The sequence below is a fragment of the Streptomyces sp. NPDC056231 genome, assembly GCF_048270745.1.
Taxonomy (GTDB): Bacteria; Actinomycetota; Actinomycetes; order Streptomycetales; family Streptomycetaceae; genus Streptomyces.
On the sequence record NZ_JBLVKW010000008.1, the window covers coordinates 165820 to 191146 of the forward strand.

At 68.0% G+C, this 25327-nt stretch carries 23 protein-coding genes and 1 pseudogene; 11 read left to right on the top strand and 13 right to left on the bottom strand.

The genetic code is table 11. The features are described from left to right. Positions 1 to 141: 141 nt before the first annotated feature. Positions 142 to 669, top strand: a complete 528-nt coding sequence (locus ACNPQM_RS09975) for a hypothetical protein (protein WP_418083724.1) — start codon at positions 142 to 144, stop codon at positions 667 to 669. Between the two features lie 509 nt (positions 670 to 1178). Here the strand turns inward: ACNPQM_RS09975 and ACNPQM_RS09980 are convergent. The 5 genes from ACNPQM_RS09980 to ACNPQM_RS10000 form a co-directional block, all read right to left on the bottom strand. Then, on the bottom strand, positions 1179 to 2102 hold the full coding sequence (locus ACNPQM_RS09980) for an RNA polymerase sigma-70 factor (RefSeq protein WP_418083725.1): 924 nt from the start codon (positions 2100 to 2102) through the stop codon (positions 1179 to 1181). 153 nt (positions 2103 to 2255) lie between these two features. Further along, the gene (locus ACNPQM_RS09985; protein WP_358861455.1) at positions 2256 to 2729 is read right to left on the bottom strand and encodes a carboxymuconolactone decarboxylase family protein; all 474 of its coding nucleotides are present in this window, start codon (positions 2727 to 2729) and stop codon (positions 2256 to 2258) included. 781 nt (positions 2730 to 3510) lie between these two features. Further along, entirely contained in the window at positions 3511 to 5883 is a 2373-nt protein-coding gene (locus ACNPQM_RS09990) for a SpoIIE family protein phosphatase (RefSeq protein WP_418083726.1), read from the bottom strand. Between the two features lie 719 nt (positions 5884 to 6602). After that, a complete protein-coding gene (locus ACNPQM_RS09995; RefSeq protein WP_418083727.1) occupies positions 6603 to 6860 on the bottom strand; it encodes a hypothetical protein in 258 nt (85 codons plus the stop codon). 99 nt (positions 6861 to 6959) lie between these two features. After that, a complete protein-coding gene (locus ACNPQM_RS10000; protein ID WP_418083728.1) occupies positions 6960 to 7796 on the bottom strand; it encodes an alpha/beta fold hydrolase in 837 nt (278 codons plus the stop codon). Positions 7797 to 8315: 519 nt separating this feature from the next. On the opposite strand from ACNPQM_RS10000, the pseudogene ACNPQM_RS10005 reads away from it, so the two are divergent. Both ACNPQM_RS10005 and ACNPQM_RS10010 read left to right on the top strand, forming a co-directional pair. Further along, positions 8316 to 8543 (top strand): annotated as a pseudogene (locus ACNPQM_RS10005) (lipase); the annotation flags it as partial. Positions 8544 to 9389: 846 nt separating this feature from the next. After that, positions 9390 to 10145, top strand: a complete 756-nt coding sequence (locus ACNPQM_RS10010; protein ID WP_418083729.1) for a dienelactone hydrolase family protein — start codon at positions 9390 to 9392, stop codon at positions 10143 to 10145. A gap of 595 nt (positions 10146 to 10740) precedes the next feature. On the opposite strand, the gene ACNPQM_RS10015 is transcribed toward ACNPQM_RS10010, so the two are convergent. Then, positions 10741 to 11013, bottom strand: a complete 273-nt coding sequence (locus ACNPQM_RS10015) for a DUF6225 family protein (RefSeq protein ID WP_358861452.1) — start codon at positions 11011 to 11013, stop codon at positions 10741 to 10743. 256 nt (positions 11014 to 11269) lie between these two features. On the opposite strand from ACNPQM_RS10015, the gene ACNPQM_RS10020 reads away from it, so the two are divergent. From ACNPQM_RS10020 to ACNPQM_RS10030, 3 genes are all read left to right on the top strand, one after another. Beyond that, positions 11270 to 12109 carry an alpha/beta fold hydrolase gene (locus ACNPQM_RS10020; RefSeq protein ID WP_418083730.1) on the top strand — a complete coding sequence of 280 codons (840 nt, stop codon included), beginning with the start codon at positions 11270 to 11272 and terminating at the stop codon, positions 12107 to 12109. A gap of 189 nt (positions 12110 to 12298) precedes the next feature. Beyond that, complete coding sequence (locus tag ACNPQM_RS10025; RefSeq protein ID WP_418083731.1) at positions 12299 to 12820, top strand: hypothetical protein; 522 nt, start codon at positions 12299 to 12301, stop codon at positions 12818 to 12820. Beyond that, positions 12805 to 13155 carry a hypothetical protein gene (locus tag ACNPQM_RS10030; protein ID WP_418083732.1) on the top strand — a complete coding sequence of 117 codons (351 nt, stop codon included), beginning with the start codon at positions 12805 to 12807 and terminating at the stop codon, positions 13153 to 13155. The genes ACNPQM_RS10025 and ACNPQM_RS10030 overlap by 16 nt, the downstream gene beginning before the upstream one ends. A 132-nt stretch (positions 13156 to 13287) precedes the next feature. Here the strand turns inward: ACNPQM_RS10030 and ACNPQM_RS10035 are convergent, their stop codons facing one another. Further along, positions 13288 to 14757, bottom strand: a complete 1470-nt coding sequence (locus ACNPQM_RS10035; RefSeq protein WP_418083733.1) for a purine-cytosine permease family protein — start codon at positions 14755 to 14757, stop codon at positions 13288 to 13290. A gap of 400 nt (positions 14758 to 15157) precedes the next feature. On the opposite strand from ACNPQM_RS10035, the gene ACNPQM_RS10040 reads away from it, so the two are divergent. Next, on the top strand, positions 15158 to 17230 hold the full coding sequence (locus ACNPQM_RS10040; protein ID WP_418083734.1) for a SpoIIE family protein phosphatase: 2073 nt from the start codon (positions 15158 to 15160) through the stop codon (positions 17228 to 17230). A gap of 319 nt (positions 17231 to 17549) precedes the next feature. Here ACNPQM_RS10040 and ACNPQM_RS10045 read toward each other — a convergent pair whose 3' ends face one another. After that, complete coding sequence (locus ACNPQM_RS10045; protein WP_358861449.1) at positions 17550 to 18281, bottom strand: SDR family oxidoreductase; 732 nt, start codon at positions 18279 to 18281, stop codon at positions 17550 to 17552. 528 nt (positions 18282 to 18809) lie between these two features. Here ACNPQM_RS10045 and ACNPQM_RS10050 point away from each other — a divergent pair. From ACNPQM_RS10050 to ACNPQM_RS10060, 3 genes are all read left to right on the top strand, one after another. Further along, on the top strand, positions 18810 to 19043 hold the full coding sequence (locus ACNPQM_RS10050; RefSeq protein WP_358861448.1) for a hypothetical protein: 234 nt from the start codon (positions 18810 to 18812) through the stop codon (positions 19041 to 19043). Positions 19044 to 19227: 184 nt separating this feature from the next. Continuing rightward, a complete protein-coding gene (locus ACNPQM_RS10055; RefSeq protein ID WP_418083735.1) occupies positions 19228 to 19671 on the top strand; it encodes an SRPBCC domain-containing protein in 444 nt (147 codons plus the stop codon). Then, entirely contained in the window at positions 19668 to 20018 is a 351-nt protein-coding gene (locus ACNPQM_RS10060) for an ArsR/SmtB family transcription factor (protein WP_358861446.1), read from the top strand. The genes ACNPQM_RS10055 and ACNPQM_RS10060 overlap by 4 nt, the downstream gene beginning before the upstream one ends. Positions 20019 to 20173: 155 nt before the next feature. Here ACNPQM_RS10060 and ACNPQM_RS10065 read toward each other — a convergent pair whose 3' ends face one another. The 4 genes from ACNPQM_RS10065 to ACNPQM_RS10080 all read right to left on the bottom strand — a co-directional run bounded on the left by ACNPQM_RS10065 (position 20174) and on the right by ACNPQM_RS10080 (position 23555). Next, positions 20174 to 20797 (bottom strand): isochorismatase family cysteine hydrolase, encoded by a 624-nt coding sequence (locus ACNPQM_RS10065; RefSeq protein ID WP_418083736.1) that lies wholly within the window; start codon positions 20795 to 20797, stop codon positions 20174 to 20176. Between the two features lie 381 nt (positions 20798 to 21178). After that, positions 21179 to 21940, bottom strand: a complete 762-nt coding sequence (locus ACNPQM_RS10070) for a metallophosphoesterase family protein (protein ID WP_418083737.1) — start codon at positions 21938 to 21940, stop codon at positions 21179 to 21181. A 425-nt stretch (positions 21941 to 22365) separates the two neighbouring features. Next, positions 22366 to 23193, bottom strand: a complete 828-nt coding sequence (locus ACNPQM_RS10075) for a VOC family protein (RefSeq protein ID WP_418083738.1) — start codon at positions 23191 to 23193, stop codon at positions 22366 to 22368. Continuing rightward, entirely contained in the window at positions 23193 to 23555 is a 363-nt protein-coding gene (locus ACNPQM_RS10080; protein ID WP_418083739.1) for a plasmid stabilization protein, read from the bottom strand. Before ACNPQM_RS10080 ends, ACNPQM_RS10075 begins: the two co-directional genes overlap by 1 nt. Before the next feature lie 245 nt (positions 23556 to 23800). Between ACNPQM_RS10080 and ACNPQM_RS10085 the strand changes: the two genes are divergently transcribed. Continuing rightward, entirely contained in the window at positions 23801 to 24220 is a 420-nt protein-coding gene (locus ACNPQM_RS10085; protein ID WP_418083740.1) for a hypothetical protein, read from the top strand. A gap of 666 nt (positions 24221 to 24886) precedes the next feature. On the opposite strand, the gene ACNPQM_RS10090 is transcribed toward ACNPQM_RS10085, so the two are convergent. Then, the coding region (locus tag ACNPQM_RS10090) for an electron transfer flavoprotein subunit alpha/FixB family protein (protein ID WP_418083741.1) at positions 24887 to 25327 on the bottom strand (441 nt) is incomplete at its 5' end.

Below are 25327 nucleotides of genomic sequence, written 5' to 3' on the forward strand. Positions count from 1 at the left end.
TAATTCTGGAGGCAAGAGTACGCTTCGGGTGTGGATGAGCGAAGGATGGATACGTCCGACCTCCGAGCCGTGCGGAGCAGGCGCAAGCTGCACGAGGCTGTTCTGCACCTGGCCGCCGGACAACCCATCGAGTCGGTGTCCGTGGCGGAGCTGACCAGGGCGGCTGGGCTCAACCGCACGACGTTCTACAACCACGCATCCAGTCCGCCGGACGCCCTGGAGCAGGCGCTGTTCGGCGAGCTCGACGGCATGCGTGCCGTCCTCTCGGAGAAGGCCGCGAACCTGAGCATGCCGCTCGAACAGGTCTGGGGCGGGGTGACGCGTGATTTCCTCGGCTATCTCGAGCGGTATGAGGACATCTTCACGACCGGGCTGCTCGACGGGCGCAGCCCGATCCTGACCCGCCTGGTCGGCCACCATTTCACGACCGCGATCGTCTTGTTGCTGGATACCCGGCCTTCGCTCGTGCCGCCCGACTTGGCGGGGGACGAGCTGGCCTTGGTGGCCCATAGCCGATTCGTCGGACTCGGCATCATCGGCGTACTCCAGACGTGGCTGGAATCCGCCCCACCCCGTGATCCGGATGCCCTTGCCCGGATCCTCTTGAGTGTCCTGCCGGCATGGCTGAAACAGCCGACGGACGCGCAGCATCCGAAGGAAGAAGCGTAAAGATCACGAAAGCATCCGTCGTCAGCGGCGTCGGTCAGGGTTTCAAGGTCCAGGAAGTCGACATCGCCGACCCCATCGGTCGTGAGGTCCTCATCGATGTGAAGGCGTCCAGGAGGCACTCCGCTGCGGACGCGGAACCCACGGGTACGCCATCACGTATCCGTCGTCCTCGGCGACGCGCGACTCTGCAGGGACGAGCAACCGCGCCAGGTGCGAGTCGTCCCAGACGAAGGGGACCCCGGTCGGCAGATGTGCGGCGCTGAACACCACAGGGGTCCGAGACGATCACATGATGCCCGGTCAGCGCGAAGTCGAGGCTGTACAGCTCTCGTCGCACGATCGTCGCGGCGCCTGTCCTCCATCCAGCCCGCATGCGTAAGGACGCAGGTTGAGTGGAACGCGGATCCACAGGTCCTGACAGTTCCTCCCCTCAACGGGGGCGCGGCGGGGGCGACGAACGGACAGGCGGACAAGTGGCGGCCGGCCCGAGGTGCGGTCGGCTGTTGCGGTTATTCCGTGGGCCGGCGTACCTGTCTTACTTCGCGGTGGATTGCCCAGGCGTCTGCTACTGGGCCCACGTGCCCGAGCTTGTCGGGGTTGATCACCGAGCGGATCGTCTGGATCTGGCCGTCGAGTACGTCGAGGGTCAGAGTGTGGAGCACCTTGTCGTTCCGGTCGCGGAAGATCGCGCCCGGCTGGCAGTTGATCTCGTGCGGCTCGAACGTCACGTCGATCCGGGCCATCCGGGGGAAGACGGAGGCAAGCAGCCGGGCCACGTTCTCGGCGCCGATGACGGCCCTGGCCAGCTGCGGGGCCTTGCCGCCGCCGTCGCCGACCATCGATACGTCGGCGGCGAGCAGTTCCTGCAGGCCGGCGACGTCGCCTTCGCGGAGGGCGTCGAAGAACCGCGACGCCAGTTCCTCCCGCTCGACGCGGACCGCTTCGAAGCGCGGCCGACCGGCCTCCATATGCCGCCGTGCCCGCACCACCAGCTGCCGACACGCCGTCTCCGACCGCCCCACCGCCGCGGCGACCTCGTCGAATCCGAAGCCGAACACGTCCCGCAGCACGAACACCGCCCGCTCCAGCGGGCTGAGCCGCTCCAGCAGCAGCAGCGCCGCCATCGATACCGAGTCGGCCAGCTCCACCGACCGCGCGGGATCCTCATAAGGGTCGGCGAGCAGCGGCTCGGGAAACCACGGGCCCGTGTACTCCTCCCGCCGTACTCGCGCGGAGCGCAGCACATCGATCGAGACCCGCGTCACCGCGGCTGACAGAAAAGCCTTGGTCGACGTGGGCCGGGTCGCCGAGCCGTCAAAGCGCAACCACGTCTCCTGTACCGCATCCTCGGCCTCACCCACACTGCCCAGAATCCGATAGGCAATCGAAAACAGCAGCGGCCGCAGCTCCTCGAACTCCTCGACCTTGCTCACGCCGACTTCCCTCTCCTTGAAGCCCTTCCATCCAGCCGTACTCGGCACAGGCATCTTCTGGTGATCACCGGAACCACCAGCAGGCCAGAGTAAGGCCATCGAGCCCGGGGCCCGGAGCGCACAGCCGGACCCCGAGCCAGTTGCTGATGCCGGTCAGTGGAACTGCCCGGGCTCGTAATTGCCGGCCGGCTGCTGGGCGATGATGTTCAGCCGGTTCACCGTGTTCATAAAGGAGACCAGAACCACCAGGGCGGTGAGCTGCTCCTCGTCGTAGTGCTTGGCGGCGTACGCCCACACCGCGTCGCTGACCCCACCGGCCGCATCCGCGACGCGGGTCCCCTCCTCGGCGAGCTCCAGCGCAGCACGCTCGGCCTCGGTGAAGACCGTGGCCTCCCGCCACGCCGCCACCAAGTTCAGCCGCACCGAGGTCTCGCCGGCAGCGGCGGCCTCTTTGGTGTGCATGTCGATGCAGACGGCGCAACCGTTGATCTGGCTTACGCGAAGCGCCACCAGCTCCTGCGTCGCGGCCGGCAGCGGCGAGTCCTTGAGCGCTTTGCCCGCCGACATGAAGTACTTGAGGGCCTTGCCGGCGGTCGGGCTGGCGAAGTAGTTCAGTCGCGCGTCCATGGTGTGCTCCTCTGTGGTCGTCAGTGGCTACATCCCTGAGACGGGGTAGCCCGGCCCCCTGTGACATAGTCGAATGTGACCTGCGTCTCCCGGTCGTCGGTGTGCGTCAGCCGGCCAAATTCGGTGTCACCTGTTGCAGCTGCACGCACCCAGCCCCGCTCCTTCTCCCACCTCCCATTTGCCGGTCGGTCTTACGGGCGACGAAGCAGCCGCGGCCCGCCAGGTCTTCTGGCGGGCCGCGGTGTCAGTTGCTTGTCAGCTGCAATCCTGTACTTCGAGCAGATGAATGTGTGGGTGCACATCTTTCCCGGTTCGTATGGCCGAGAGTAGGCCCGAGTTCGCCGGAAGAGGGATCTGCGGGGCGCTCGCTCGACGTCGGTCGTGCCTCGTCTAAGGTGCTGGAGTTCGCAGCGAAGTCGACGTCCGCGGTGTTGACCGTGCCCGCGGTCCGGCCGGGAGCCGTGTGGTACTTCCAGTACAGGTTCGTGTGGGCGATGACCTTGTCGGGCGTCGGCGCTCCGTGGTCGGTGACGTCAAAGGCAATCCGGTCACCGAACTCGGCAACACCGCGATTCCGATCCCGCACCCGCAGAACAGCGTGGTGCCGGTCTGCTCACCGTCCGGCCCGGCCCGGAGGCACTGGCTTGCAGGCGGGGCGCCAGTACCGGAAGAGATGCCGTGGATGTCGACCTGTGCAAGTTGCGCTGATTCGTGGCCGAGGAAGTTGCACTTGCCTGTGTCTCCGGACCGATCGGCGCGCCCGCTCACTGGTCCCGGGTGCTTACACGGGAAGGGGTTGCTCGGCCCAGATGGTCTTGCCTGTGCTGGTATGCCGCATTCCCCAGCGCTCGGTGAGCTGGGCGACCAGCATGAGGCCTCGTCCGCCCTCGTCGAAGATGCGGGCACGGCGCAGGTGCGGTGCGGTGCTGCTGGCGTCGGCGACCTCGCAGATCAGTGTCCTTTCTTTGATCAGTCGCAGCTGGATGGGCGCGTCGGCGTAGCGGATCGCGTTGGTCACCAGCTCGCTGACCACGAGTTCGGTGACGTAGGCCAGGTCGTCCAGCCCCCAGGTGTGGAGTTGGGCGGTCGCCTGGGAGCGGGCTTCGGCCACAAAGGCCGGTTCGGCGGGAAGATCCCAGGCGGCGACGTGCCCGCTGTCCAGGGCATGGGTACGGGCGATCAGCAGCGCGACATCATCGGCGGGCCGCTCGGCGAGCAGAGTATCGAGCACGCGGTCGCAGGTGGTCTCCAAGGACGGATCCGCGTCGGCGAGGGCCGTGCGCAGAGCGTGCAAACCGGCGTCGACATCGTGATGGCGCGCCAGGACAAGGCCGTCGGTATAGAGGGACAGGAGGCTGCCTTCGGGCAGTTCGCGTTCGACGGATTCGAATGGCAGCCCGCCCAGGCCGAGCGGCGGGCCGGTGGGCAGTTCGAGGATGTCCACCTTGCCGTCAGGGGTCACCAGAACGGGCCAGAGGTGGCCGGCGCTGGCGAGCGAGCACTTGCGGGAGATGGGGTCGTAGACCGCGTACAGGCAGGTGGCTCCGAGTTCCCCGAAGGGCGCCTCAGCTCCGGACTCGGGCCCGGATCCGAGCCGGACGACCAGATCGTCCAGATGTGCAAGCAGTTCGTCCGGGGCCAGATCGACGTCGGCGAGGGCGCGTACGGCAGTGCGAAGGCGCCCCATGGCGGCGGAGGCATGCATCCCGTGACCGACCACATCGCCGACAACGAGGGCAACGCGGGCGCCGGAGAGCGGGATCACGTCGAACCAGTCACCGCCGACACCGACCTTCGAGTCTGCGGGCAAATAGCGGCTGGCTACGTCGACGGCGGTCTGATCGGGAATCCCCTGCGGCAGAAGGCTGTGCTGGAGGGCCAGAGTCGTGGTGTGTTCGCGCGTGTAGCGGCGGGCGTTGTCGAGGCAGACCGCGGCGCGCGCCACAAGTTCCTCGGCGATCTGCAGGTCGTCCTGCTTGTACGGTGCGGCGGACGGATCCAGACGGATGAAGAGCACGACGCCGAGGTTGGTGCCGCGGCCGCGCAGCGGCACCGCCATCAACGAGTGCGCGCCGTACCGACTCACCCAGGCGGTCCGGTCCGGGGCTTGGGCAAGCCAGTGGGTGATGTCCGGGTCGTCGATCTGGTGCACGGTGCCGCGACCGGTGGCCAGGCAGCGAGCAATCGGCGAAATCTCCGGGTAGTGGGACAACTCGCCGACTGCGATGGCAGCCTTCTCGTGGGGGCAGACGGCCGCGCGCCGCAGCAGCAAGGGACCGTGGATGGGAACCGGCGGAGGCTCGTCGCCGTGCAGCACGGCGTCGAGGAGATCGACAAGGACGAAATCCGCGAGGGCGGGTACGGCCACGTCGGCCAGTTCCTGGGCGGTGCGGGTCACGTCCAGGCTGCTGCCGATACGTCTGCTGGCCTCATCGAGCAGCGCCAGGCGTTCGCGGGCCGCGTACTGCTCGGAGAAGTCGAGGGCGGCCAACTGCACGCCGTGCACCAGCCCGAGGGAGTCCTTCAGCGGGGTGAAGTCGACGATCCAGGCATGCGCTTCTGGCTCTCCTGGCACCTTGACGTTCATCTCGATGTGCTCGGGCTCACCGGTCTGCAATACGCGATCGACGGACTGCTCGGGGGCCCGGAAGGCGGGATCGGGTATGTGCTCGGTGATCCGGAGGCCGCGAAGATCCCGCTCCGAGGCAGCGAGCTGCTTGCTCATGGGCTTGTTGACCCGCAGGAACCGGCCCTCGGAGTCGTAGATCGCCAGGGCGAACGGCGACTGGTCGAACGACCAGCAGAGCAGAGGGTCCGTGGCGCGGTCCGCTTCCTCGTCCGCCGGGACGGCCTCCATCAGCCAACTGGCTCGCCCGTCGCCCATGGGCAGCGGACGCGCCCGCAACCGGCACTCGACCGCGCTGCCGTCCTGGTGGCGGAGTACCACCCGCCCGGTCCAGTCCTCCTGCCGACCCAAACGCTCACGAACGCTGATGGGGAGGGGTGATGCAAGCAGCGCCGCCGCGAGCTGGCCGACGGCCTCACCGGCGGAGTACCCGAGCAACTGTTCCGCACCGGTGCTCCAGCTGGTCAGCGTCCCGTCCGGAGCTGCCACGGCAAGAGCCGCGGCGGAGGTGAGGGAGTCACGAGGCATGCTCGTCGGTGTGTCCATGGCTGATCCACCCGCCTTCGAGTCCACTGCTGATTCAAGGATCTCTCGGTCCTGCTGCCAGATCGCGTTGGACGGGGCCGCACGTGCCGGACGCAGAGAATCGGACTCCGGGGGAACCAGGGAGTCGACGACGGTGACCATCCGTAGCGGTTGCAGGGCAGGCGAGCGACTGCCGGTATCGCGCTGATCAGCACGCAAGCCGATCCGGCGGTGCCACGTCCACTCCAGGGCGCCGGGCAGGACGGCGGGTCGAGCGCCCTTCGCCGTAAGCGTCGGGCTTCCACCCGCCCCGCCTCGCCCACCGCCCGGTCCCGCCCTGCCGATCTTCGTGGGCCCGGAACGCCTGGCACGGCACCTCGCCGCGTTGTCTTCAGTCGCCCGCATACGTCCAGGACGAGGACGACCCTCCGCCTTGCGGTCGCACGCACCAGATGCCGCCTGGCCAGCCCTGCGGCCGGACGACGCTGCTTTCGAAACACGCCCTGGCACGGTGAGCAGGATCCCAGCCGCCCCGGGCGTGAGATCAGCACACCGGCTCGACCGACCGTCCGTTTCGAGAGCAGCGGCATGGTCATCGCTTCGACGGGGGACACGGGGGACCCAGTCATGCTGTGCCCGGCGCCATCGTGCAGGACCGTCCGACACCGACACCGACACCGAGGCGCAGGCAACAGACGGCAGGACCGGCCGCCGGGCTGGGCCTATGAGGCCTCGTCGACATCGGCGACGACGGCCACGCCGTGGTCGCCCCCTTGCGCCGACGATGACCGTGGCCACGATCCTGTGAACGGCTCCAGCCTCCGGCGGGGGCTTTCCCGGTCGGCGAAGAGCAGGTGCCCGGCCCCGATCAGCGTGGGCGCGAGTATGGAGACGTCGGCATCGGCCGCGATGCGGCCCCGCTCACGCTCGATGGTGAGGTAGGAGACGATCATGGCCGTACCTTCCGTCAGGACCGGCATGCCGGTCGGCGTGGCCTGGCGCAGCCGTGCACGGGGTCATCCCGTGAAGTGACGAGGCCGATGATTGCCACGGCGACCGACTCGAACGGGGTTGTCCGCCTACCCCAGGAACGCCTCGGTGATCGCCACGAACCGGTCGGCGTCGTCGAGCCACGGAAAGTGTCCGGCCCCGGCCTGAACGACGAGCTCGGCTTTCGGAAACAGACCGGCGAACTCGGCCATCGTGCGAGGAGGGGCACCCAGATCGACCTCTCCGGCGAGTAGGAGCACCGGCGAAGCGAACCGGGCGAGCGCGGCACGGGTGGCGTCCGGGTCGAAAGCGCCCTCGGCACCGAAGGCAGCCACGATCTCCATGTTCATCTGCTCATCCCCAGCGGTCTGATGGGCCTGAGCCACCTCGTCCCAACGGCCATAGGAAAATGGCGCGATGGCCTTCCAATCGTCGCTGGTGGCCTTGCCCGCCACTATCGCCTCCAAGGCCGCGAACGCTGCCGGGAACCACGGCTCGTCCCGGCGGAGCTGCGCAGTCTCGAGCCGGAGGTCTCCTGTGATCGTGAAGTCGACGGCCCGGACGCTCGGTGTGATCAGCGCCAGCTTGCTGACGCGTTCCGGATGGCGGCCCACATACAGCGCTGCCAGATTCGCGCCGGCGCAATGTGCGAGCAGGTCCATCCGGTCCAGGCCGAGGTGCTCGCGCAGGGCTTCCAGGTCGTCGACGAGTCGGTCGCAGCGGCAGGAGGTGGCGTCCTCCGGCATCTCCGACCAGCCGGTTCCCCGGAGGTCCAGCCTGATCAGCTGCCGGTGCGCGGAAAGGCCACCGAGATCGCCGAGGTATGCGGAGTCCGTCGGACCTCCGGGCAGGCAGACCACGGGATTTCCGTCGCCGAGGACGTGGTAGGCAAGCTTGGTGCCGTCATACGCGGAGAAGGCAGGCATGGCAAAGATCCTTTCAGTGGTGTTTCGGAGAGAGGTGCTGAAGCGGAACGTCGGCTTGATCCACGCGGGTCAGTTGTGTGCCTGCGGGGCGTCGAGGTCTCGGACGGGATGACGTGCGAAGAAGCGCTGTGAGCTCTCCAGCTCGAACCTGGGGTTGCCCGTGTGGCGGCCCGAGTCGGCGTCGGCCCACGCGCCGTCAGCGACGCATTGTGTGCCGTCATGCGGGAACGGACGTTCCGAGACGCCGCTCGAGATCGTCTCCGAGGTGAAGTACATAGGTTTGTGGCCTTTCGGGATGCCTACGGGCGCTCCCAGGGCCACCTATGTCAGATGAACCGCACAGCCGCGGGGGAGGAGAGCACCCAGCCTGATACAGCGTTAATGGGTCTCACCTCCTCGGTCGGTCACGGGTACGGCGACGTTATCAGGCCCCGGCCGATGGAGAACAGGATTGGGATACGAACACGGGTCCGGCCGAGCTGCTCAGCGATCTGCGTTTCGTCCGCTGGGCCGATCCGGAGCACCGAACCGGTCGCCCTGCGCACCGGTTCCCCCGTCGAGCCGGTGCCGGATCGGGGCCGCAAGGCGCGGCTGCGCCACGGCAGTTCGATCAGCCACGGTTCCAACGCCGCCTGCCCCTGCACCCCTTGACCGGCACTTGCCGCCTCCATCGGTGGCGTGGAGCTGGTCAACCTGACGCTGGGCAGCAGTGCCCTGCTCGGCCCGTTCACCGCACGCGCCCTGCGTCGGCGACGGCCAACCCACCACACCGCTGCTGGTCTGGCGGCATCCCGTGCGCCCGGCGGTGTCCGGCTCTGTGCCACGGGCGATCAGTCCGTCGGCGAATGATCGTCACCATGTGCCAGGAGCCATGCGCGTCCCGACGTACGGATCGTTGACCCGGCCGAGGGAATGTCATCCCTGCACGGGACGGCAAGGAGGTTCCTTCCGATCACGGGACGCATCGTTGCTGCATGCCTTCCGACATCGCGCACAACAGTGCCGGACCGTCGCGCCGCACGCCTCTGCGCAAAGCAGTCGCCGCGGGGATGTTCACCGCCGTACCCGACCCGGGGCTGTCGAGAACGCCCGGTTCGGCCTCGGCTCCGCCCCGCCCTGGGGCGTGTTTCGAAAGTCCCGCCTGCCAGGCGGCGTCCGGCAGCAGTTCCCCGCCGGAGACGACCAGCGGCTGATACGCTGCCGCGTCGGTTCGGTGCTCGCCGGATCGGCCCGGTGACCGTCGAACCGGGTGCCATCTCCGGCCGGAGCCACAGGGCCGAGGGCAACACGCCGGGCCAGCCGCCGCCTCATGACCTCGGCACCGGGAGACAACGCAACTGATCGGAAAACCCGCAGCCCAACCCGGAAGGCCACCGCTCAGCAGCACGTGGAACGGTCCGTACGGCCCTGCTCCAGGCCCGTCCACGGGAGCCGTCGACGTGCGAGCCCGAGAAGCATCCGCCTCAACGGGCAAGGCCATGGGGACGAAGGCAGCCCTGCCCGCAGCAGCGTCCATGTGGTGCCCGACAGCAAGCACAGGTCGCCCGTAGTAGTGCCCCTGCCGAATTCGAGACAGAGAGAAGAGAAGCACCGATGACTGCCGTGCACGGAACAGCGGTGAATATTCCCACCCCGGATGGCGCGGCCGACGCCTACCTGGCCCATCCCGACGACGGCAGCCCCCATGCCGCTGTCCTGCTCTACGTGGACGCCTTCGGCCTGCGCCCGCACGTGAAGAAGATGGCTGACCGTCTTGCCGGCGCCGGGTACACCGTGCTGGTTCCCAACGTCTTCTACCGTCATGGACATGCTCCGGTGGTGGAGCTTCCGGACTTCATCGACCCCGTCCAGCGCCCCGATATCTTCCAGCGCATCGCCCCCATCATGCGGTCACTCACCCCGGAACTGGCGATGCGTGACGCCGACGCCTACCTGCGCTGGTTGGCCGCTTGCCCACACGCCACCGACGGCCCGGTCGGCGTCACCGGCTACTGCATGGGTGCAGGACTCGCACTGCGCACCGCCGGCACCTACCCGGACCGCGTCGCCGCCATCGCCGGCTTCCACGGCGGGAATCTGGCCCCCGACACCCCCGACAGCCCACACCTGCTCGCCGACCGCATCACTGCCGAGGCGTACTTCGGGCACGCCGATCAGGATCAGGCCATGCCCCCCGAGCAGATCGACCGTCTCGAGAAGGCACTCACGGCAGCAGGCGTCCGCCACCAGGGCGAGGTCTACCGAGGGGCGCACCACGGGTACACCCAGGCCGACACCGCCGCCTACAACCCAGATGCAGCCGAACGCCACTGGACGGCACTGCTGGACCTTCTCACCCGTACGCTCTGACCGACCCCGGCTCCGCCCCACACCGTGGAGCGTCGACCGAGGCGCCGGGCGAGTTCAGTGACGCCGGCCGGCTGAGAAGATCGTTACGCTCATGGCTGAGGAGCCCGGGCTCAAGATGAGCAGCTGGTCATCAGAGGTGCACGAGGTGTTGGAGGCGTCAGGATGGACGCCACGCACCGTCGCATCCGACGGGTAGACCTTCGTGAAGGCGAGCGGTGGATCCCCAGGCTCCCGGGGCGGTACCTCCACCGCATCACGCCATTCACCGCAGGCTCGACTGCAGGCACGGCGCCCGGCAAGCCGAGCTCATTTGAGCGGCCCCGTCGAGCAGGAGTTGGCTGCGGCCTGAAAGCCGGTAGGCCCACCATCGCATCCGCCTGCGACCTCCTGCGCGCGAGCGGCTATGCGCCCAGCCGCCAGGCAGAACGAGACGCCGCCCAAGGTACGGCTACTGAGGGCCGGATCTCTTCGGCGACCGCAGAGGTAATCCTCTGTGGTTCACGCTCAGGTCCACAGGGCTGCTCCTTCGACGTGGGCGTGTCCGGCGAATGCTGCAGCGGTTTCTGACAGTCCGGTGGACCTGAGCGTGACCGGATCAGTCGAGACGGTCGTATCTGTCCGGCTCCCAGTCGGCGAACAGGGTCAGAGCCTCCTCCGTTTCGGTGCGCTCTGGCGTCGTCGCGGTGGCAGGCCACCAGTTCTCCACCTGGTGGGCGTCTACGAGGACGAAGCCGCGGTACCCGTCGAAGTCGCCGGGGTCGCTTGCCACACCGATGTGGATGGGTGCGTCATCGGGCAGATCTTTGAGGGCGTCGCGCAGCTGTGCGGCGTTCCAGATTTGAGGGGTGTGCTCGAAGGTGTCGGCCATGCGCACAGGTTGCCGGAGCGGGCTGTCCAACTGGGGGAGACACGGCTGCTTACCGGGCTAAAGCGCTGATCCGGTGCAAGGGTGGGGCAACGAACAGACCATCCGCCGGGAAAGGCCAAGGCCATCAGCCGGCAGCGTCGAGCAACTCGCGCTCACCGGGCGAGCCAGGACGCCAAGGACGAAGTCACGGTGCCGGCTCCTGCACGACGGCGGCCCCCGCTCGCACCCCCCGGAGCGTGCACACCACGCGTGCGGCATGATCAAAGACGGTCGATCTTTTTTGGGGGGGTCTGAGGTGGCGTGGTCTGAGCGTCTGGTAGTGCGAGATGGTGTTCGGCTGGTCTGTCGGGACTGGGGAGGCTCGGCACAGGCCCTCTTGTTGCTGCATGGTCTGGCTGGTCACGTGGGTGAATGGGACTCGCTGGCAAACGACTTGAGCTCCCGGTTCCGGGTCGTTGCGGTTGACCAGCGCGGGCACGGCGCCAGCGAGCGCCACCCCCAGGATGTTTCCCGCAGGGCCTACGTTGCCGACGCCGTCGCTGTTGTCGAACAGCTTGACCTGCGGCAGCCTGTTCTGGTCGGCCAGTCGATGGGCGGGCACACGGCCATGCTCACCGCCGCAGCGCATCCCGAGCTGGTCCGAGCCCTCGTGCTCATCGAGGCGGGCCCGGGCGGTCCAAATCCGAAAGTCCCCGCGGACATCGGTGCATGGCTCGACTCCTGGCCGACACCGTTCCCCTCACGAGAAGCTGCGGTCTCCTTCTTCGGCGGCGGACCGGTCGGTGAAGGCTGGGCGTCTGGACTGGAGGAACGCGACGGCGCTTGGTGGCCGCGCTTCGACCGCAACGTGATGGTCCGCTCAATGGAGGAGAACGCTCGGCGTTCCTTCTGGCACGAGTGGGGGCAGGTCACGTGCCCCACCCTCGTCCTGCTGGGCCAAGCGGGTTTCATCCCTACGGAGGAGGCCGACGAGATGCTCCGGCGGCGACCCGCCACCCTCGCCATGAGCATCCCTGGTGCCGGCCATGACCTGCACCTGGAACAGGCGGAAACCGTGCGCGCAGCGCTCTCCGATTTCCTCACGAAACCGGCCTGAGAAGCACTCCCTGTGCGCTTCGACGTCCGTAGACAGCCATCGGCCCACAGGTCTTGACCGGTCGGCACCTCTCGCTTGTGGACGCATCGCCCAGCGGCTCCGCGGAGGGGCGCGATCATGTCCGAGAGGTTTCTCAGCCGATCCCTGAACCGTTGGTCACAAGGGCCGACCGGCGTCGAGAATGTCGCCATGACCGACAGCCACGACGACGCAGACCGCATATTCATTCGAAGCAAATGGGGCACCAACCGATACGTCTACAACCCGCACAACCCCGTCGGTCGCGCCCTCATCATCGGCTCGCTGTTTTTCGCTGCCGGCGGGATGTGCCTGCTCTACCATCCGGGGCTCCTCAGCGGCTCCAACAACTGGGACGGGGACGAACTGCGGTCCGCCGTGACAGCGGCGACCGCCGAGCTGTCGAGCGAGGCGCAGTTCGGGCCCGGGACCATCAACTACGAGGAGATCCTGCAGGCCGGTATCGCGGAGAAGGGCCACAGTTCCCAGGACGCGGTGACTGTCACGCTCGCCTCGGAGCCGCCGGATTCCGCCGTGTTCAACGGTGGTGCGGAACAGGCCGACTACACCGTCACAGCCGACGGCACGGACACTGCCTTCTGCCTCAAGGTCTACGCCATGAAGCGCAAGCAGGCGATGGGCTACGACTTCGTCACCACATCCATCGGCGAGGGTGCGTGCCCCGCCGCCTGATCTCGTGGGGCCAGTCCCACAGCACCGCGATGCGCGAGCCCGGCTCTAACGCCACCTATCTGCACTCCTCGTCGCGCAACACGGTCATCGCGATGGACCTGACGGGCTGCAGGCAACTGTGGGCGAAGGACACCGCGGGCGACATCGACAGCCACTCGTCGCCCGTGCTCACCGACCCCGCATCGGTCCCGGCGAAGCCGGTCACCTTCACCGCATACGGGGTGCGCGGACACGCCCCGAAGACGGGCGCGGTGACCTGGGAGTCCGAGCTCGGCGGCGGCAGCACCTGTGAGCCGGGGCGAGCCCCGCTCACCAGCCCGGCCGCACCCTGCTGAGCGTCGGTCTGATCGTGCTGCGAAGCCGTGACGCGCTGTTGGCCATGCCCACTGCCCCGGGAAGAAGACCGGCCGCCGGCTCAAGTGAACCGACGGCCGGGCAGCCAGCGACGAGGTGTCCGCGCGTTCGCGTCAGACGGTGACCCGCTCGGCCTCGAGGGCGGCGGTCTCCTCGGTGGCGGCGGACGTGTTCTCCCGGGGCGCGGGGAGCACGGCCATGATCACGCCGGAGATCACGATGGTCGCCGCCCAGGCGAGCCCGTACTTGCCGATGGGAGTGTCGGAGAATGGGCCAGCGAACCAGTCGCACTTGGTGAAGGCGAGCCCGATCAGCAGTGCGCCCCCCCAGGACACCATCGCCTGCCAGCAGAAGCCGCCCACGTACCAGTACCGGCTGCTCCGGCTGGTGTCCATCAGCGCGGCGGCGTCGTAGCGCACCGCAAGCGACCGACGCCGGAACATGTCCACCGCGTAGACGCCGATCCAGGCCGAGAAGGAGACGGCGAGCAGGGTCAGGAAGGTGATGAAGGAGCCCAGGAAGCTCTTGGCGACCAGCATCAGCATGAGGCCGCCGATCAGCGAGATCACGGCGTTGATGCTGACGGCCATGGCACGCGGCAGCTTTACACCCATGGTCTGGGCGGTGAAGCCGGCCGAGTACATCGAGAGGCTGTTGATCAGCATCATGCCCACGATCGCGGTCAGCAGGTATGGCACGGCCAGCCAGGTCGGCAGCAGGTCGCCGAGGAAGGCGACCGGGTCCGAGGCCTTCGCCAGACCGGGCGAGGCCGCTGCCATCACCGCACCCATCAGCACCATCGGCACCATCACCAGAGCGGCGCCCGAAACCGTCACGCCGACGATCTTCTTTCCAGAGGCGGCGTGCGGCAGGTAGCGCGTGAAGTCCGGGCCGGTGGGGACCCAGCTGATGCCACCGGCGGCGATGGTCCCGATGCCGGCGATCATCATCGCGGTGGTACCCGCGGGCTTGGAGAAGACCTCACTCCAGTGCATGGTCGCGATCAGGTAGCCCAGCACCAGGATGCTGAAGACACCGAAGAGGTACGTCGACCAGGTGTTGCAGACATTCAGCGCCTTCCGGCCCATGCCGGAGACCAGGAACGTGCTGGCAACGAAGACGAAGAGCGTGATGATGATCAGCGCGGTGTTGCTCTTGACGCCGAAGAGCAGGTCAAGAATGGTCAGCACGGCGTAGGCACCGGTGACGGCGTTGATCGTCTCCCAACCGAACCGAGCGATCCAGAGGATCGCGCCGGGGAACAGGTTGCCGCGCACACCGAAGGTGGCCCGCGAGAGCGTCGCGCCCGGCGCCCCGCCCCACTTTCCGGAGACCGACAGCAAGCCGACCATGCCGAACGAGGCGACCGCGGCGCACACCGCGACGATCAAGACCTGCCAGAAATTCAACTGGTTGAACACCACCAGGGCCGCACCCATGGTGAGAAGCAGGACGCTGATGTTCGCCGCGACCCAAGTCGGGAAGAGTTCGCGGACTCTGCCCCGGCGCTCGTGGTCCGGGACAGGTTCGATACCGCGTGTCTCTATCGCGCCGTCGGTGTCGGCGGTGGACAGGTTGTCCATGAGGGTGGCTCCGTGCGTGTGAAGCGGGAGATAAGTGGGGCGTATTCCAGATTTATGGAACTCTTCGCGCTTAGCGCACGAATCAAGCCATCCTACGTTGATCGAGAGGCGTGTCCGCGGAGCAGTGACAAAGGTCTCGATGCGGTTGTTTCATATAGGAAACGGACTTGCGTATCCCATCGCCGGACCCACCGGGCCACGGCAGACATTCAGAGTCTCGCGGGCCCCTGGGCGTATCACCGCCTGGAGACGAGTCCTCTCCGGTCTGCCAACCGTCTTGCGCTGGGATGGCGACGGGGCTCGGGGGAGTATGGGGGTATCCGGAGCAGCAAGGAGACCGGCGCGACCGAAGGCCGGCAGGAGGCCCCGCGTCGGTTGACAGGCGGAGGGAGTGCCTTGCATGAACAGCATCGAGTCCTTCCGGACCGACATCAGCCGACTGCGCCCCGGGGGGTCACGCCCGGGTGGGCTGCTGGATCTGCTGACCGTCGCCGCGGTGGTGCTGGACGCCGACGGACGGATCGCCTTCTGGAGCCCGCAGGCCGAGGAGCTCTTCGGCTATACCGCCCAGGAGGCTCTTGGCCAGTACGCGGCACACCTGATGGTCCACGAGGAGCACCTTGATCTGGTGATCAAGTTGTTCGCCGAGGTGATGGACACAGGCCGGAGCTGGGCCGGTGCTTTCCCCATCCGGAACAGGGACGGCACCACCCGGCTGGTCGAGTTCCGCAACATGCGGCTCCTGGGTCACCTCGGCGACGTATATGCCTTGAGCATCGCGGCCGACCGCACCACCCTCCAGCGGCTCGAAACCGAACTCGCGCTCTCCGAGCGGCTGGTCTCGCAGTCCCCGATCGGGCTCAAGGTCATGGACACCGACTTGCGGTACGTGACCGTCAACCCAGCCCTGGCCCACATCAACGGCCTGCCCGCCGCCGACCACATCGGCCGGAATGTCCATGACGCCCTTCCCTTCCTGGACACCAAGGCCATCGAGTCCGTGATGCGCCAGGTCCTGGCAACGGGTGTCCCCGTCCTGGACCGGTACGTCGTCGGCCGCACCCCCACCGAACCCGAGACCGAGCACGCGTGGTCCACCTCGTACTTCCGGCTGGAGGACCGCGCTGGGCGAGTGCTCGGGGTGGCTGCCTCCGTCGTGGACATCACCGAGCGGCACCGTGCGGCCGCCGAGGCCGCACGGGCTCGGCGGCGCCTTGCCCTCATCGCCGACGCCTCCGCTCGCGTCGGCACCACCCTGGAGGTGGACCAGACCGCCCGGGAGCTGGCCGAGGCCACGGTGCCGGACCTCGCCGATGTGGCTGCGGTCGACGTGCTCGACTCCGTCCTGGCCCTGCGCCGCTCGGCTGGGCCCGCGACCGGCCCGGAACTCTTCCGCGCCCTCGCCGTTGCAGCCGCCTATCCCACCGCGGTCGTCCGCGCCGCCGACAGGCCCGGAGACCTTGCCATGTACGGCGCTGACCGCCTGATCACGCAGTGCGTACACACCGGTCGGCCGGTGCTGGTGTCGCACGCAACCGATCAGGATCTGCCCCGCATCGCCCGCGACCCGGCTGCCGCCGCCCTCCTGGCCCAGGCCGGCGTCCACTCGTATCTCGCGGTGCCACTGATCGCCCGCGGCGAAGTCCTGGGCGCCGTGGACTTCATACGCGCTCGCAACCCGCTGCCCTTCGACGAGGACGACGCCACCCTGGCCGGTGAGCTTGCCGCCCGCGCCGCGGTGTGCATCGACAACGCGCGTTGGTTCCAGAGCGCACGCAATATCGCGGTCACCCTCCAACGCAGCTTGCTCCCGGATCACCCTCAGCACCATGCGGGCCTGGACGTCGCCTCTCGTTATGAACCCGCGGGAGCTGCCAGTGAGGTCGGCGGGGATTGGTTCGACGTCATCTCCCTGGACGGCGACAAGACCGCCTTGGTGGTGGGTGACGTGATGGGCTGCGGGATAGACGCTGCCGCGACCATGGGCCGACTGCGCACCGCGACGTGCACGCTTGCCGATCTCGACCTCGACCCGGCACAGGTGCTCCGACAGCTCGACAGGACCACCGCACGCCTGGAGCACTTCATCGCCACCTGTGTCTACGCCGTCTACGACCCGCGCCGCGCGGAGTGCCACATCGCCACAGCAGGACACATGCCTCCCGTCCTCGTACGCACAGGCCATCCCCCGGAACTGCTCGACCTGCCCACCGGCGTCCCCCTCGGCGTCGGCGGCGTCCCCTTTGAAGCCGGCACCGTCGGATTGGGGAACGGAGATCTGCTCGTCCTCTATACCGACGGACTGGTCGAAACCCGCGAATGTCCCATCGACGAGCGCCTGAACAGACTTCTCCAGCTGCTGGAAGGCCCCCAGTACCCCTTGGAAGTGACATGCGACCGGCTTCTCGGCGCACTGCGGGATCCGGAGCACCACGATGACGTGGCTCTGCTGATCGCGCGTCCTCAGGCGTAGGGCGTGTTTCGAAAAGAGCGTCGTCCGGCCGCCCGGCAGGCGGGACTTTCGAAACACGCCCTAGCCGGCTGCGCGTCCGCCATACGGCAAGGGGGGTTGGGCGGGAGTTCCGCAGAGTGCCGGCGTCGCACAGCATCCCTGGTCAGCGTGCGGTTGCTGAGGGGGCGCTCGCCACTGGCGCCAATCTTGAACTATGCACACATGGACGGGACTTCGCCTATCTGCGTCAGGACCCGGACATGGCGGAGGTCTGCACCAGGGCAGTTGGCGAACTGGGCTGTATGGTCAACACGGCCGAGCGCCGGAGCTCGCGGCCGGTTCAGGAGAGCCAGTCGGTGTAGTGGGTGGGGGCGATGCGGGCATCGCTCCGGGCGGTGAGGGCATCACCTTGGACAACGGCGAACATGCCGGCGGTGTCATCGGTGACGACAGAGCGCCCGTCGCCCTTGGCGGCCAGGGTGAGCCGGCCGAGTTCGTCGAGGGGATAGACATCGGGGCCCGCGATGTGGAGGACGCCATTGAGCGGGGTGCCGGCAGCGACTTCGGCGACGATGCGGGAGACATCCGCGGCGGCGATCGGCTGGAGCGGCGTACGCGGCAGGCGGACCGTCTCGCCTTCGGTGGTCTCGGACATCACTGCGTCGATGAACTCCATGAATTGTGTGGCGCGGACGATGGAGTACGGGATCGGGCCGGCCTTGAGGATGTCTTCCTGAAGCACCTTCGCCCGGTAGTAGTCCAGGTCGGGCACCTGGTCCGCGCCGACGATGGAGAGGATGACGAAGTGCCCGACGCGGCCCTTCTCACTTGCGGCCACGAGATTGTCCATCGACGTCCGGAAGAAGGCGGGCGAGGCGTCGTCGAAGGTCGGGGAATTCGTCAGGTTGATGACGGTGTCGGCGCCCGCCACGGCATCATCCACGCCCAGGCCGGTGATGACGTCCACGCCGCTGGACAGGGAGTGCGGGACGGCCTGGTGGCCGGCCGCGTTCAGATTCTTCACGACCAGCGACCCGATCAGCCCGGTTCCGCCGATGACTGCGAACTTCATTGCATGGCCCTTTCGCCGATGACAATGTCTGATATGTGCCTTGGTGGCGCCAACTTCACCCAGGCCGCATGGCTGGCGCAACCGCATGGCGTCTCGCCCACCTGTCTGGCCGCGCAGCCCCAGCCCTCTCGAGCGCTGGACTCGTGCATTCGGCGCAGGGGAGGCGGGCGGCTACGTCCTGACCCGGTCAACCGTGTTGATCGCGGTGCTCGACGTCGTCGAGGCAGCCGACGGCCCTGCCCCCCGTGGCTCGGCCGGAGCGCCGGATGCCTGGCCACCCGAAGCCAGGTGATACCGGCTCGGACGATCACCAGTGCGGTCGGGCCATGACCGCCACTGCGCTCTCCAGCAAGCGCAGGCCCTTCCCGAGGTGGCATGAGACGGTGCTGCGCTGTCGTGACGTCAACCGCGTCCAGGTGGGTGATCACGCAGGCCCATGCCGCTGGTCGCCTTGCGTTGGGATGGGGCTGAGCACAGCCTCGTAACGTCCAGGAGAGACGCCCGACGCAGCGCGAGGAGTAATCGGCCATGGCGGTATGTGAAGTCTGTAGCAATGACTACGAGAAGGCATTCGAGGTGCGTGCGGACGGGGTTCTTCACATCTTCGACAGCCTTGAGTGCGCAGCCCAACGGATCGCTCCGTCCTGCGAAAACTGTCAATGTCGAATCTTGGGGCATGGCCTCCAGGCGAACGGCCAGTTCTTCTGCTGTGCCCACTGCGCGCGCCAGAAGGGCCAAGCGCAACTGGTTGACCACGCTTGAGCGAACGCCGGATTCCTGCCTGCAGCAGGTCGCCCCGGTGTTCGGTTATCGACTGTCGTCGAGCAACTGGCTGAACAGGCGCGACGGACGGCGCGCGATCGGGATGCAACTCTCGGGTTGCACGTGAGGCTGCGACGTGCAACTCTGGAGTTGCACTTAATGGCGACAGTGAAGGAGTCCCCTCATGAGCGAGGATCGGATCGAGCGCGAAACCCTGATCGAGGCACGCGTGGAGCGGGTCTGGTCGCTGGTGGCCGACCCCGGGTTCTGGGTGGCCGACAAGGCGACCCTGCCCGGCATCGCGGCCAAAGAAGGTGAGTCGGTCGTGGCGAAGAATGCCGAGTACGGCGACTTTCCGGTGCGCGTGGAGAAGGTCGAGCCGCCGACGTACGTGGCGTACCGCTGGGCCAGCGCGTTCCCCGGCGAAGAGCTGCGTCAGGACAACAGCACCCTTGTGGAGTTCATGTTGACTCCGGAAGGCGACAAGACACGGCTGCGCGTCGTCGAGAGCGGCTTCGCGGCACTGGCCGGGTCCGAGGAACTGCGCAGCAAGGCGGTGAAGGACAACACCGGCGGTTGGCCCCAGGTGTTCGATGCGCTCAAGAAGCGTGCCGAACAGGCCGCGTGACAGACGAACGTCGCGGCGGCGAGGCGGTCGACAGCGTCCTCGCCGCGCTGGCCGACCCGACGCGACGTCAGCTGCTTGACCTGCTTGCCGCGCAGGGCGAGGTCACCGCTACGAAGCTCGCCGAACGAGTGCCCGTCTCGCGGCAGGCGGTGGTCAAGCACCTCGCCGTCCTGGACGCCGCCGGGCTGGTTTCCGGCCGCCGGGTCGGACGCGAGGTGCGGTACGCGGTGCAGCCCGCGGCGCTGGACGCGACGGCGCGGTGGATGGCCGCGCTCGCGGCCGACTGGGATCGGCGGCTGGCGGACATCAAGCGCATCGCTGAGGCGGCGGAACGGGATTCACGCTAGGGCGTGTTTCGAAAGTCCCGTCTGCCAGGCGGTGTCTGGCACGCACGCTCGCTGTGGAGTCGGGCTCGCTCCGATACGCCCAGTATCGGGGCGACCCTCCGCCTTGTGATCGCACGCACCAGACGCCGCCTGGCCCGCGCTGCGGCCGGACGACGCTACTGGGACAGCCCTGAGGTGAACTCGTCCGCGGTGAGGATGGCGTGGGCATAGGTGGGAGCGTTGAGCTCGAACGTCGCTCGCATCTCCTCAGGGCGGAACGCAGCGATGGCGTCCTTGATCAGCGTGACGTGATAGCCGAGCTCCTGAGCAAATCGCGCGGTGGTGTCGATGCAGGTGTTCGCCCGCATGCCGATCAGTACGATCCGTGAGACGTGATGCTGCTTCAGCAGGAAGTTCAGGTCGGTGTTGGCGAAGCCGCTGGCTGACCAGTGTTCGTGCACGCGAAGTTCTCCCTCGCGCGGCTGGAAGTCCGGGTGGAACTCTCCGCCCCATGTACCTGCGGCGAAGACCTGTCCTTTGAGCGTCGCGTCCTGCGAAGGAGACAGATACGCCCACGTGTCGTAATCGCCGGGGGAAGTCCGTCGATGGGGCACGAAGAAGACGCGCATTCGGGACGAACGGGCGGCCGCCAGGACCTGACGCATGTGGCCGAGGAGGCCGACCTGCTCGGCGACTGCCTTTGTGCGCGGCCACAGCTTCCCGCCCTCGGACAAGAAGTCGTTGTACGGGTCGACCACAAGCAGTGCAGTGCTCTCGCCGGCGTATCCGGGGTCGTTCATGCCAAGGCTCCTCTCGCGGGTGGTTCTGGACGGTGGCGGAACAATCGGCCATGAGACACGAACGCGTCGTTTGAGCCTCCACACCGGCGACGGCCACGTCCCGCTCACGACCGAATAGGTGCGGGGTCCGGGCTCCTGGCACGCTTCACCGATCGCACCCACCGTCACGGATGCTGCTCACGCCCCGCTCCGGCAGTCAGTTTTGACCATAGAGCGCGACGGGTCGGGACGCCACGTTGAGTCGGATGGGGAGCGCCTCTGCCGACGTGCCGGCGCCGAGCAGCGGGTCAGGTCGGTGCGCTGAAGGGAGTGCAGACGGGCAGGCCTTGTTCATGGTGTGGTCGGTGCTGTGCCGTCTGCTGTCGGAGACAGAGGAGGCCGTCACCCTGCGTGCTCGCGTCCGTCCCGGGGGCCGAAGGCTTCGAGAGCGTCTGCGTCGGTTGCGCGCGCGTGCAGGAAGTAGTCGGCCCACTCCGCGATTTCGGGGTACGAGGAGTCCTGGCTGACCCGGGCGATGGCGGCCTCGATGTCGAAGTCGGTGATGCGCAGGTCGATGCCAGGGCCCAGGATGGCCCAGTGGGCTCCGCTCCGTCCGTAGGGCATGCCCACGCTGCCCGGGTTGATCACCAGTCGGCCGTGGGCCACGCGGACGAACGGCATGTGGGTATGGCCGCAGACCACGGTGCGGATGTCGGCGTCGAGCCCACCGAACACGTCCTTCCAACGATCGAGGCGTGAGTCGACCAGGACGACCTCTTCGTCGTCCCGAGGGGTGGCGTGGCAGAACAGCACCTTGCCCAGGCCGTGCACGGGCAGGGAGAGGGATCGAGGCAGTCGACCGAGGAGGTCGAGGTGGTCCTCGCGCAGCTGTTCGGCAGCCCAGGGCGCGATCGGGTCAGGGATCGAGTCGCGCTGCCCGCGGCGGTACTCCAGAAGTTCGCGGTCGGCGTTGCCACTGATCCAGACGACCCGGTCGCCGAGGCTGGTCAACAGGTCGAGGACCTGCGCCGGCTGCGGACCTGCGGTGATGTCGCCGGTGAGCACGATCTGATCAGCGGCGCTCACGTCCGGCTCGGCCAGCACGGCCTCAAGCGCGGGGAGGACTCCGTGAATGTCGGAAAGGACGGCTACTCGGTTCAGCATGATCACCACTGTGAGGTGAAGACAGCCGGGAAGTGAGGACGTTCGCTCGACGCGAAGGCCGTGGTGGGGTCGCTTCGCCGTGCATGGTCACCGGAGGCGTGGTTCTTCCGGGGGCTCCGGCCTCGGTGAGGATGAGGGCCCTGTTCCTGCCGAGGTAGCCGAGTGCCCGAGCGATGACGAGGGCGGGGACTCGGGGGACGAGTCGGTGGCACGGTGACCGGCTGCACTTTCCGACTGGACCGCAGCCAAGTGATTGCCGCGCCGGGCCGGCCGAAGCAAGGCGATCGCTCACGTCGCCTCGGTGGCCCCCGACAGCGGGACCACCGATCCCGTGATGACGGCCGCCGCGGGATCTCATCACCGGCCGCGGCGAGCATCTCCGTCTCCGCTGTGCGGTGGCGCCTTCGCCGGTCTCCCGGTGTCGATCACACCGGTTCCTGGTCGGCTGTGGTCAGCGGCCCGGCGAGTACCGATTCGGTCCACACGGTGAAGAAGCCGCCGCTGAGGTCGCTGATGACGGATTCGGTGCCGCCGCCGGGCGAGGGCACCACGGGAGTTGCGGTTCCTCCTGCCGCGCGCGCGGCGGCGATGACCGATTCCACGTCGTCGACCTGGAAGTGCACGTGCCAACGTGGCCGCACGCGGGGGTCGGGAGATTCCCCCACGCCGCCTCCGCGCAGGGTGGCCACAGTGTTTTTGCCGTGGCGGACGGTGACGGTGTCCTGCTCGTAGGCGTAGGTGACCTCGCAGCAGCCGGGTTCGCCGGAGGCCCAGTCGAAGATCTCGGCGTAGAAGATGGCGGCGTCGAACGCGTCGCGGGTGCGCAGCTCGAGAAAGGCCGGTGCGTTGCCGCGACCGGCCGACCACGGCAGGGCGCGGCCTTCCCAGAAGCCGAACACGGCCCCGTCGCGGTCGGCTGCCATCACGCCCCGGCCCAGGCCGAAGCGCACCGGGCCGACGGCGATGGTGCCGCCGCGCTCACGGACCCGCGCAGCGGTGGTGTCCGCGTCCGCCACGGCGAAGTACGGGCTCCACGCCCAGGCCATCGGCAGACCGGGCGCCACCTCGGCCAGCCCGGCTACCGATCGCCCGTGAACGGAGGCGACCGAGAAACCCGTTCCCAGGCTGCCCGGGCGGAATTCCCATCCCAGAACGGCCGAGTAGAAGTCCTGTGCGGCGCGCAGGTTGCGGGTCATGCGGTTGACCCAGCACGGTGTTCCGCACACCGGAGTGACGTGGCGTGTAGGCGTCATCAGGATTCGTCTCCTCGCCCCCGCACGAAGGGCTGTCGGCGGCCGAGTGCCTCGCGCAGCTCCTGTTTGTTCATTGTCGAGCGGCCCTCGACGTGTTTCTTCTTCGCTTCTTCGTAGAGCTGGTCCCTGGTGGGCCCCTGCGATCCGCGACGGGATCGTTCACCCCCACGCTGTGGGGCGGATTTTGGATCGTGCAGGGATGTGCTGCTTGCCGTCTTCGCCTCTCCCGAGCGGGCCCGCTCCTTGTTGACGGTGCGCGCGGCGATTTCCTTCGCACGCTCCTCGGAGACACCGCGTTTCTCGGCACTCTCCTTGACGCGCTCGTACTGTCGCTCCCGCTTACGACTGGATCCCGCTGGCATCACACCGCACCTTTCCTCCTGTCCGACCTTGCGCGCGGCAGCTCGGGGCGTTTCGCGCGCCCCACACGCCACCGCATGCACTCCACGCATACGCCCACAACGCCTCGTGCGCCACCCGGGGCAGCGTCGGGCTTCCCCGGCTTGGCCCCGAGGGAAAGGTGCCCTGCGAGTGGCATGGACGGTGGGGTGCTGCCGGCGGGGTCCCCTCGCTGTGCGACAGCCCGGAGCCGGCGCAGACTGGGGGTATGAACCCCTACGAGGGTCTGGCAACGGTTGAACGCAGGGACGGCACCCTGGTCCGTGTGTGGGCGGAGATCACCGTCGTCCCCGGACGCGGTGCGGAAGGCACCGAGCGGTCCTGGACGGCCCGGCTGACCGCGCCCGGCGGCGAAGGGCTGCTGGTGCGGGACGCCGTCACCTTGATCCTCGACTCCGGGACCCGCTGGCCCGCCGAGGTCACCCACACCCAGCTGTCGTCCGGGCTGCACTCTCCGAGCTGGACCGAGATCCAGGGCACCGGGCCCGCCGTGACCCGGCCAGGCGAGATCTCCGGCGGCGACGCCGTTCGGGACGACGCGCCGAAGCCCGGCGCCACGGGTCCTGGCGAGCGGCGAGGAACCGTTCTCCGGCCCGAACCGGACCCTGACCACAACGGACCTCCCTGAAGACCTGGACTCATGCCGCACAGGGTGGAAGAGCGGCCATGGGTGAGGGGTGAGTTCACCGGGTCCGTGATGCTGTGCAGGGCCACGATGCGGTTTGAGGTCGACACCGCCGACTGGTGGACCAGCGTGCCCGCTTCAAGCCGGTCCGCGACGGGAGCAGGCCCCGATGTCGGGCGAGCTCAGCGTGTTCATTGCGAAGAGACCCAGGAGAGGGGTACGGGAACAGACACCCGTACTCCGGCAACCCGCGCTGGATGCAGCATCGCGCGTGAAGGAGACAGTTCAGCAGGCGTTGCCGAGGAGTAGTCCGGGTACCGTGGCACGCCCGGGGGCGGCCGCGGTGTGCAGGCGGTTCTTCTGCGAGACGAGTGATCACGTCGCCGCCGTTGCCGAGGGGGCATCACCGAGCTGCACAGACGTGGCTTCGACTCCCTGTACGCCGTGGAGAATCCGCTGACCTCGTTGGCCTCCCAGCCCAGCCCGGTCACGGACTTCATCGCAGCGGCCACCTTCGGTTGATCACGGTGCCGAAGGCGGGGGAGAGGGGCAGACACGGGCGCCCGTTCCCGCGTGGTTCTGTCGTTGCACGACCAGCAACGGGTGGCGGCTCCGAGCCCGTGAGCAGGCGCGCCGTGCGGAACCACCGGACGGCGCGCTGCACGGGGATCAGCCCTTGCGGGAGGTGACTTCTTCGGTGAGCTGGGGGACGACCTGGAAGAGGTCGCCGACGATGCCGTAGTCGACGAGGTCGAAGATCGGGGCCTCGGCGTCCTTGTTGATCGCGACGATGGTCTTGGAGGTCTGCATACCGGCCCGGTGCTGGATCGCGCCGGAGATCCCGGAGGCGATGTAGAGCTGCGGGGAGACGGACTTGCCGGTCTGGCCGACCTGGCTGGAGTGCGGGTACCAGCCGGCGTCGACCGCGGCACGCGAGGCACCCACGGCCGCACCGAGCGAGTCGGCGAGCGCCTCGATGATCGCGAAGTTCTCCGCACCGTTGACACCACGGCCACCGGAGACCACGATCGCGGCCTCGGTCAGCTCCGGACGCCCGGTCGACTCGCGCGGGGTGCGCGACAGCACCTTCGTGCCGGTGGCCAGCGCGGA

Bases quoted from the DNA above. Each gene is read 5' to 3' on its own strand.
- ACNPQM_RS10035 (WP_418083733.1), bottom strand. From the start codon at position 14,757: ATGGACAACCTGTCCACCGCCGACACCGACGGCGCGATAGAGACACGC.
- ACNPQM_RS10085 (WP_418083740.1), top strand. From the start codon at position 23,801: ATGAACCCCTACGAGGGTCTGGCAACGGTTGAACGCAGGGACGGCACC.
- ACNPQM_RS10075 (WP_418083738.1), bottom strand. From the start codon at position 23,193: ATGACGCCTACACGCCACGTCACTCCGGTGTGCGGAACACCGTGCTGG.
- ACNPQM_RS10070 (WP_418083737.1), bottom strand. From the start codon at position 21,940: ATGCTGAACCGAGTAGCCGTCCTTTCCGACATTCACGGAGTCCTCCCC.
- ACNPQM_RS09985 (WP_358861455.1), bottom strand. From the start codon at position 2,729: ATGGACGCGCGACTGAACTACTTCGCCAGCCCGACCGCCGGCAAGGCC.
- ACNPQM_RS10055 (WP_418083735.1), top strand. From the start codon at position 19,228: ATGAGCGAGGATCGGATCGAGCGCGAAACCCTGATCGAGGCACGCGTG.
- ACNPQM_RS09995 (WP_418083727.1), bottom strand. From the start codon at position 6,860: ATGCCGGTCCTGACGGAAGGTACGGCCATGATCGTCTCCTACCTCACC.
- ACNPQM_RS10010 (WP_418083729.1), top strand. From the start codon at position 9,390: ATGACTGCCGTGCACGGAACAGCGGTGAATATTCCCACCCCGGATGGC.
- ACNPQM_RS10065 (WP_418083736.1), bottom strand. From the start codon at position 20,797: ATGAACGACCCCGGATACGCCGGCGAGAGCACTGCACTGCTTGTGGTC.
- ACNPQM_RS10040 (WP_418083734.1), top strand. From the start codon at position 15,158: ATGAACAGCATCGAGTCCTTCCGGACCGACATCAGCCGACTGCGCCCC.
- ACNPQM_RS10015 (WP_358861452.1), bottom strand. From the start codon at position 11,013: ATGGCCGACACCTTCGAGCACACCCCTCAAATCTGGAACGCCGCACAG.
- ACNPQM_RS10050 (WP_358861448.1), top strand. From the start codon at position 18,810: ATGGCGGTATGTGAAGTCTGTAGCAATGACTACGAGAAGGCATTCGAG.
- ACNPQM_RS10020 (WP_418083730.1), top strand. From the start codon at position 11,270: ATGATCAAAGACGGTCGATCTTTTTTGGGGGGGTCTGAGGTGGCGTGG.
- ACNPQM_RS09990 (WP_418083726.1), bottom strand. From the start codon at position 5,883: ATGCCTCGTGACTCCCTCACCTCCGCCGCGGCTCTTGCCGTGGCAGCT.
- ACNPQM_RS10045 (WP_358861449.1), bottom strand. From the start codon at position 18,281: ATGAAGTTCGCAGTCATCGGCGGAACCGGGCTGATCGGGTCGCTGGTC.
- ACNPQM_RS10025 (WP_418083731.1), top strand. From the start codon at position 12,299: ATGACCGACAGCCACGACGACGCAGACCGCATATTCATTCGAAGCAAA.
- ACNPQM_RS10080 (WP_418083739.1), bottom strand. From the start codon at position 23,555: ATGCCAGCGGGATCCAGTCGTAAGCGGGAGCGACAGTACGAGCGCGTC.
- ACNPQM_RS10000 (WP_418083728.1), bottom strand. From the start codon at position 7,796: ATGCCTGCCTTCTCCGCGTATGACGGCACCAAGCTTGCCTACCACGTC.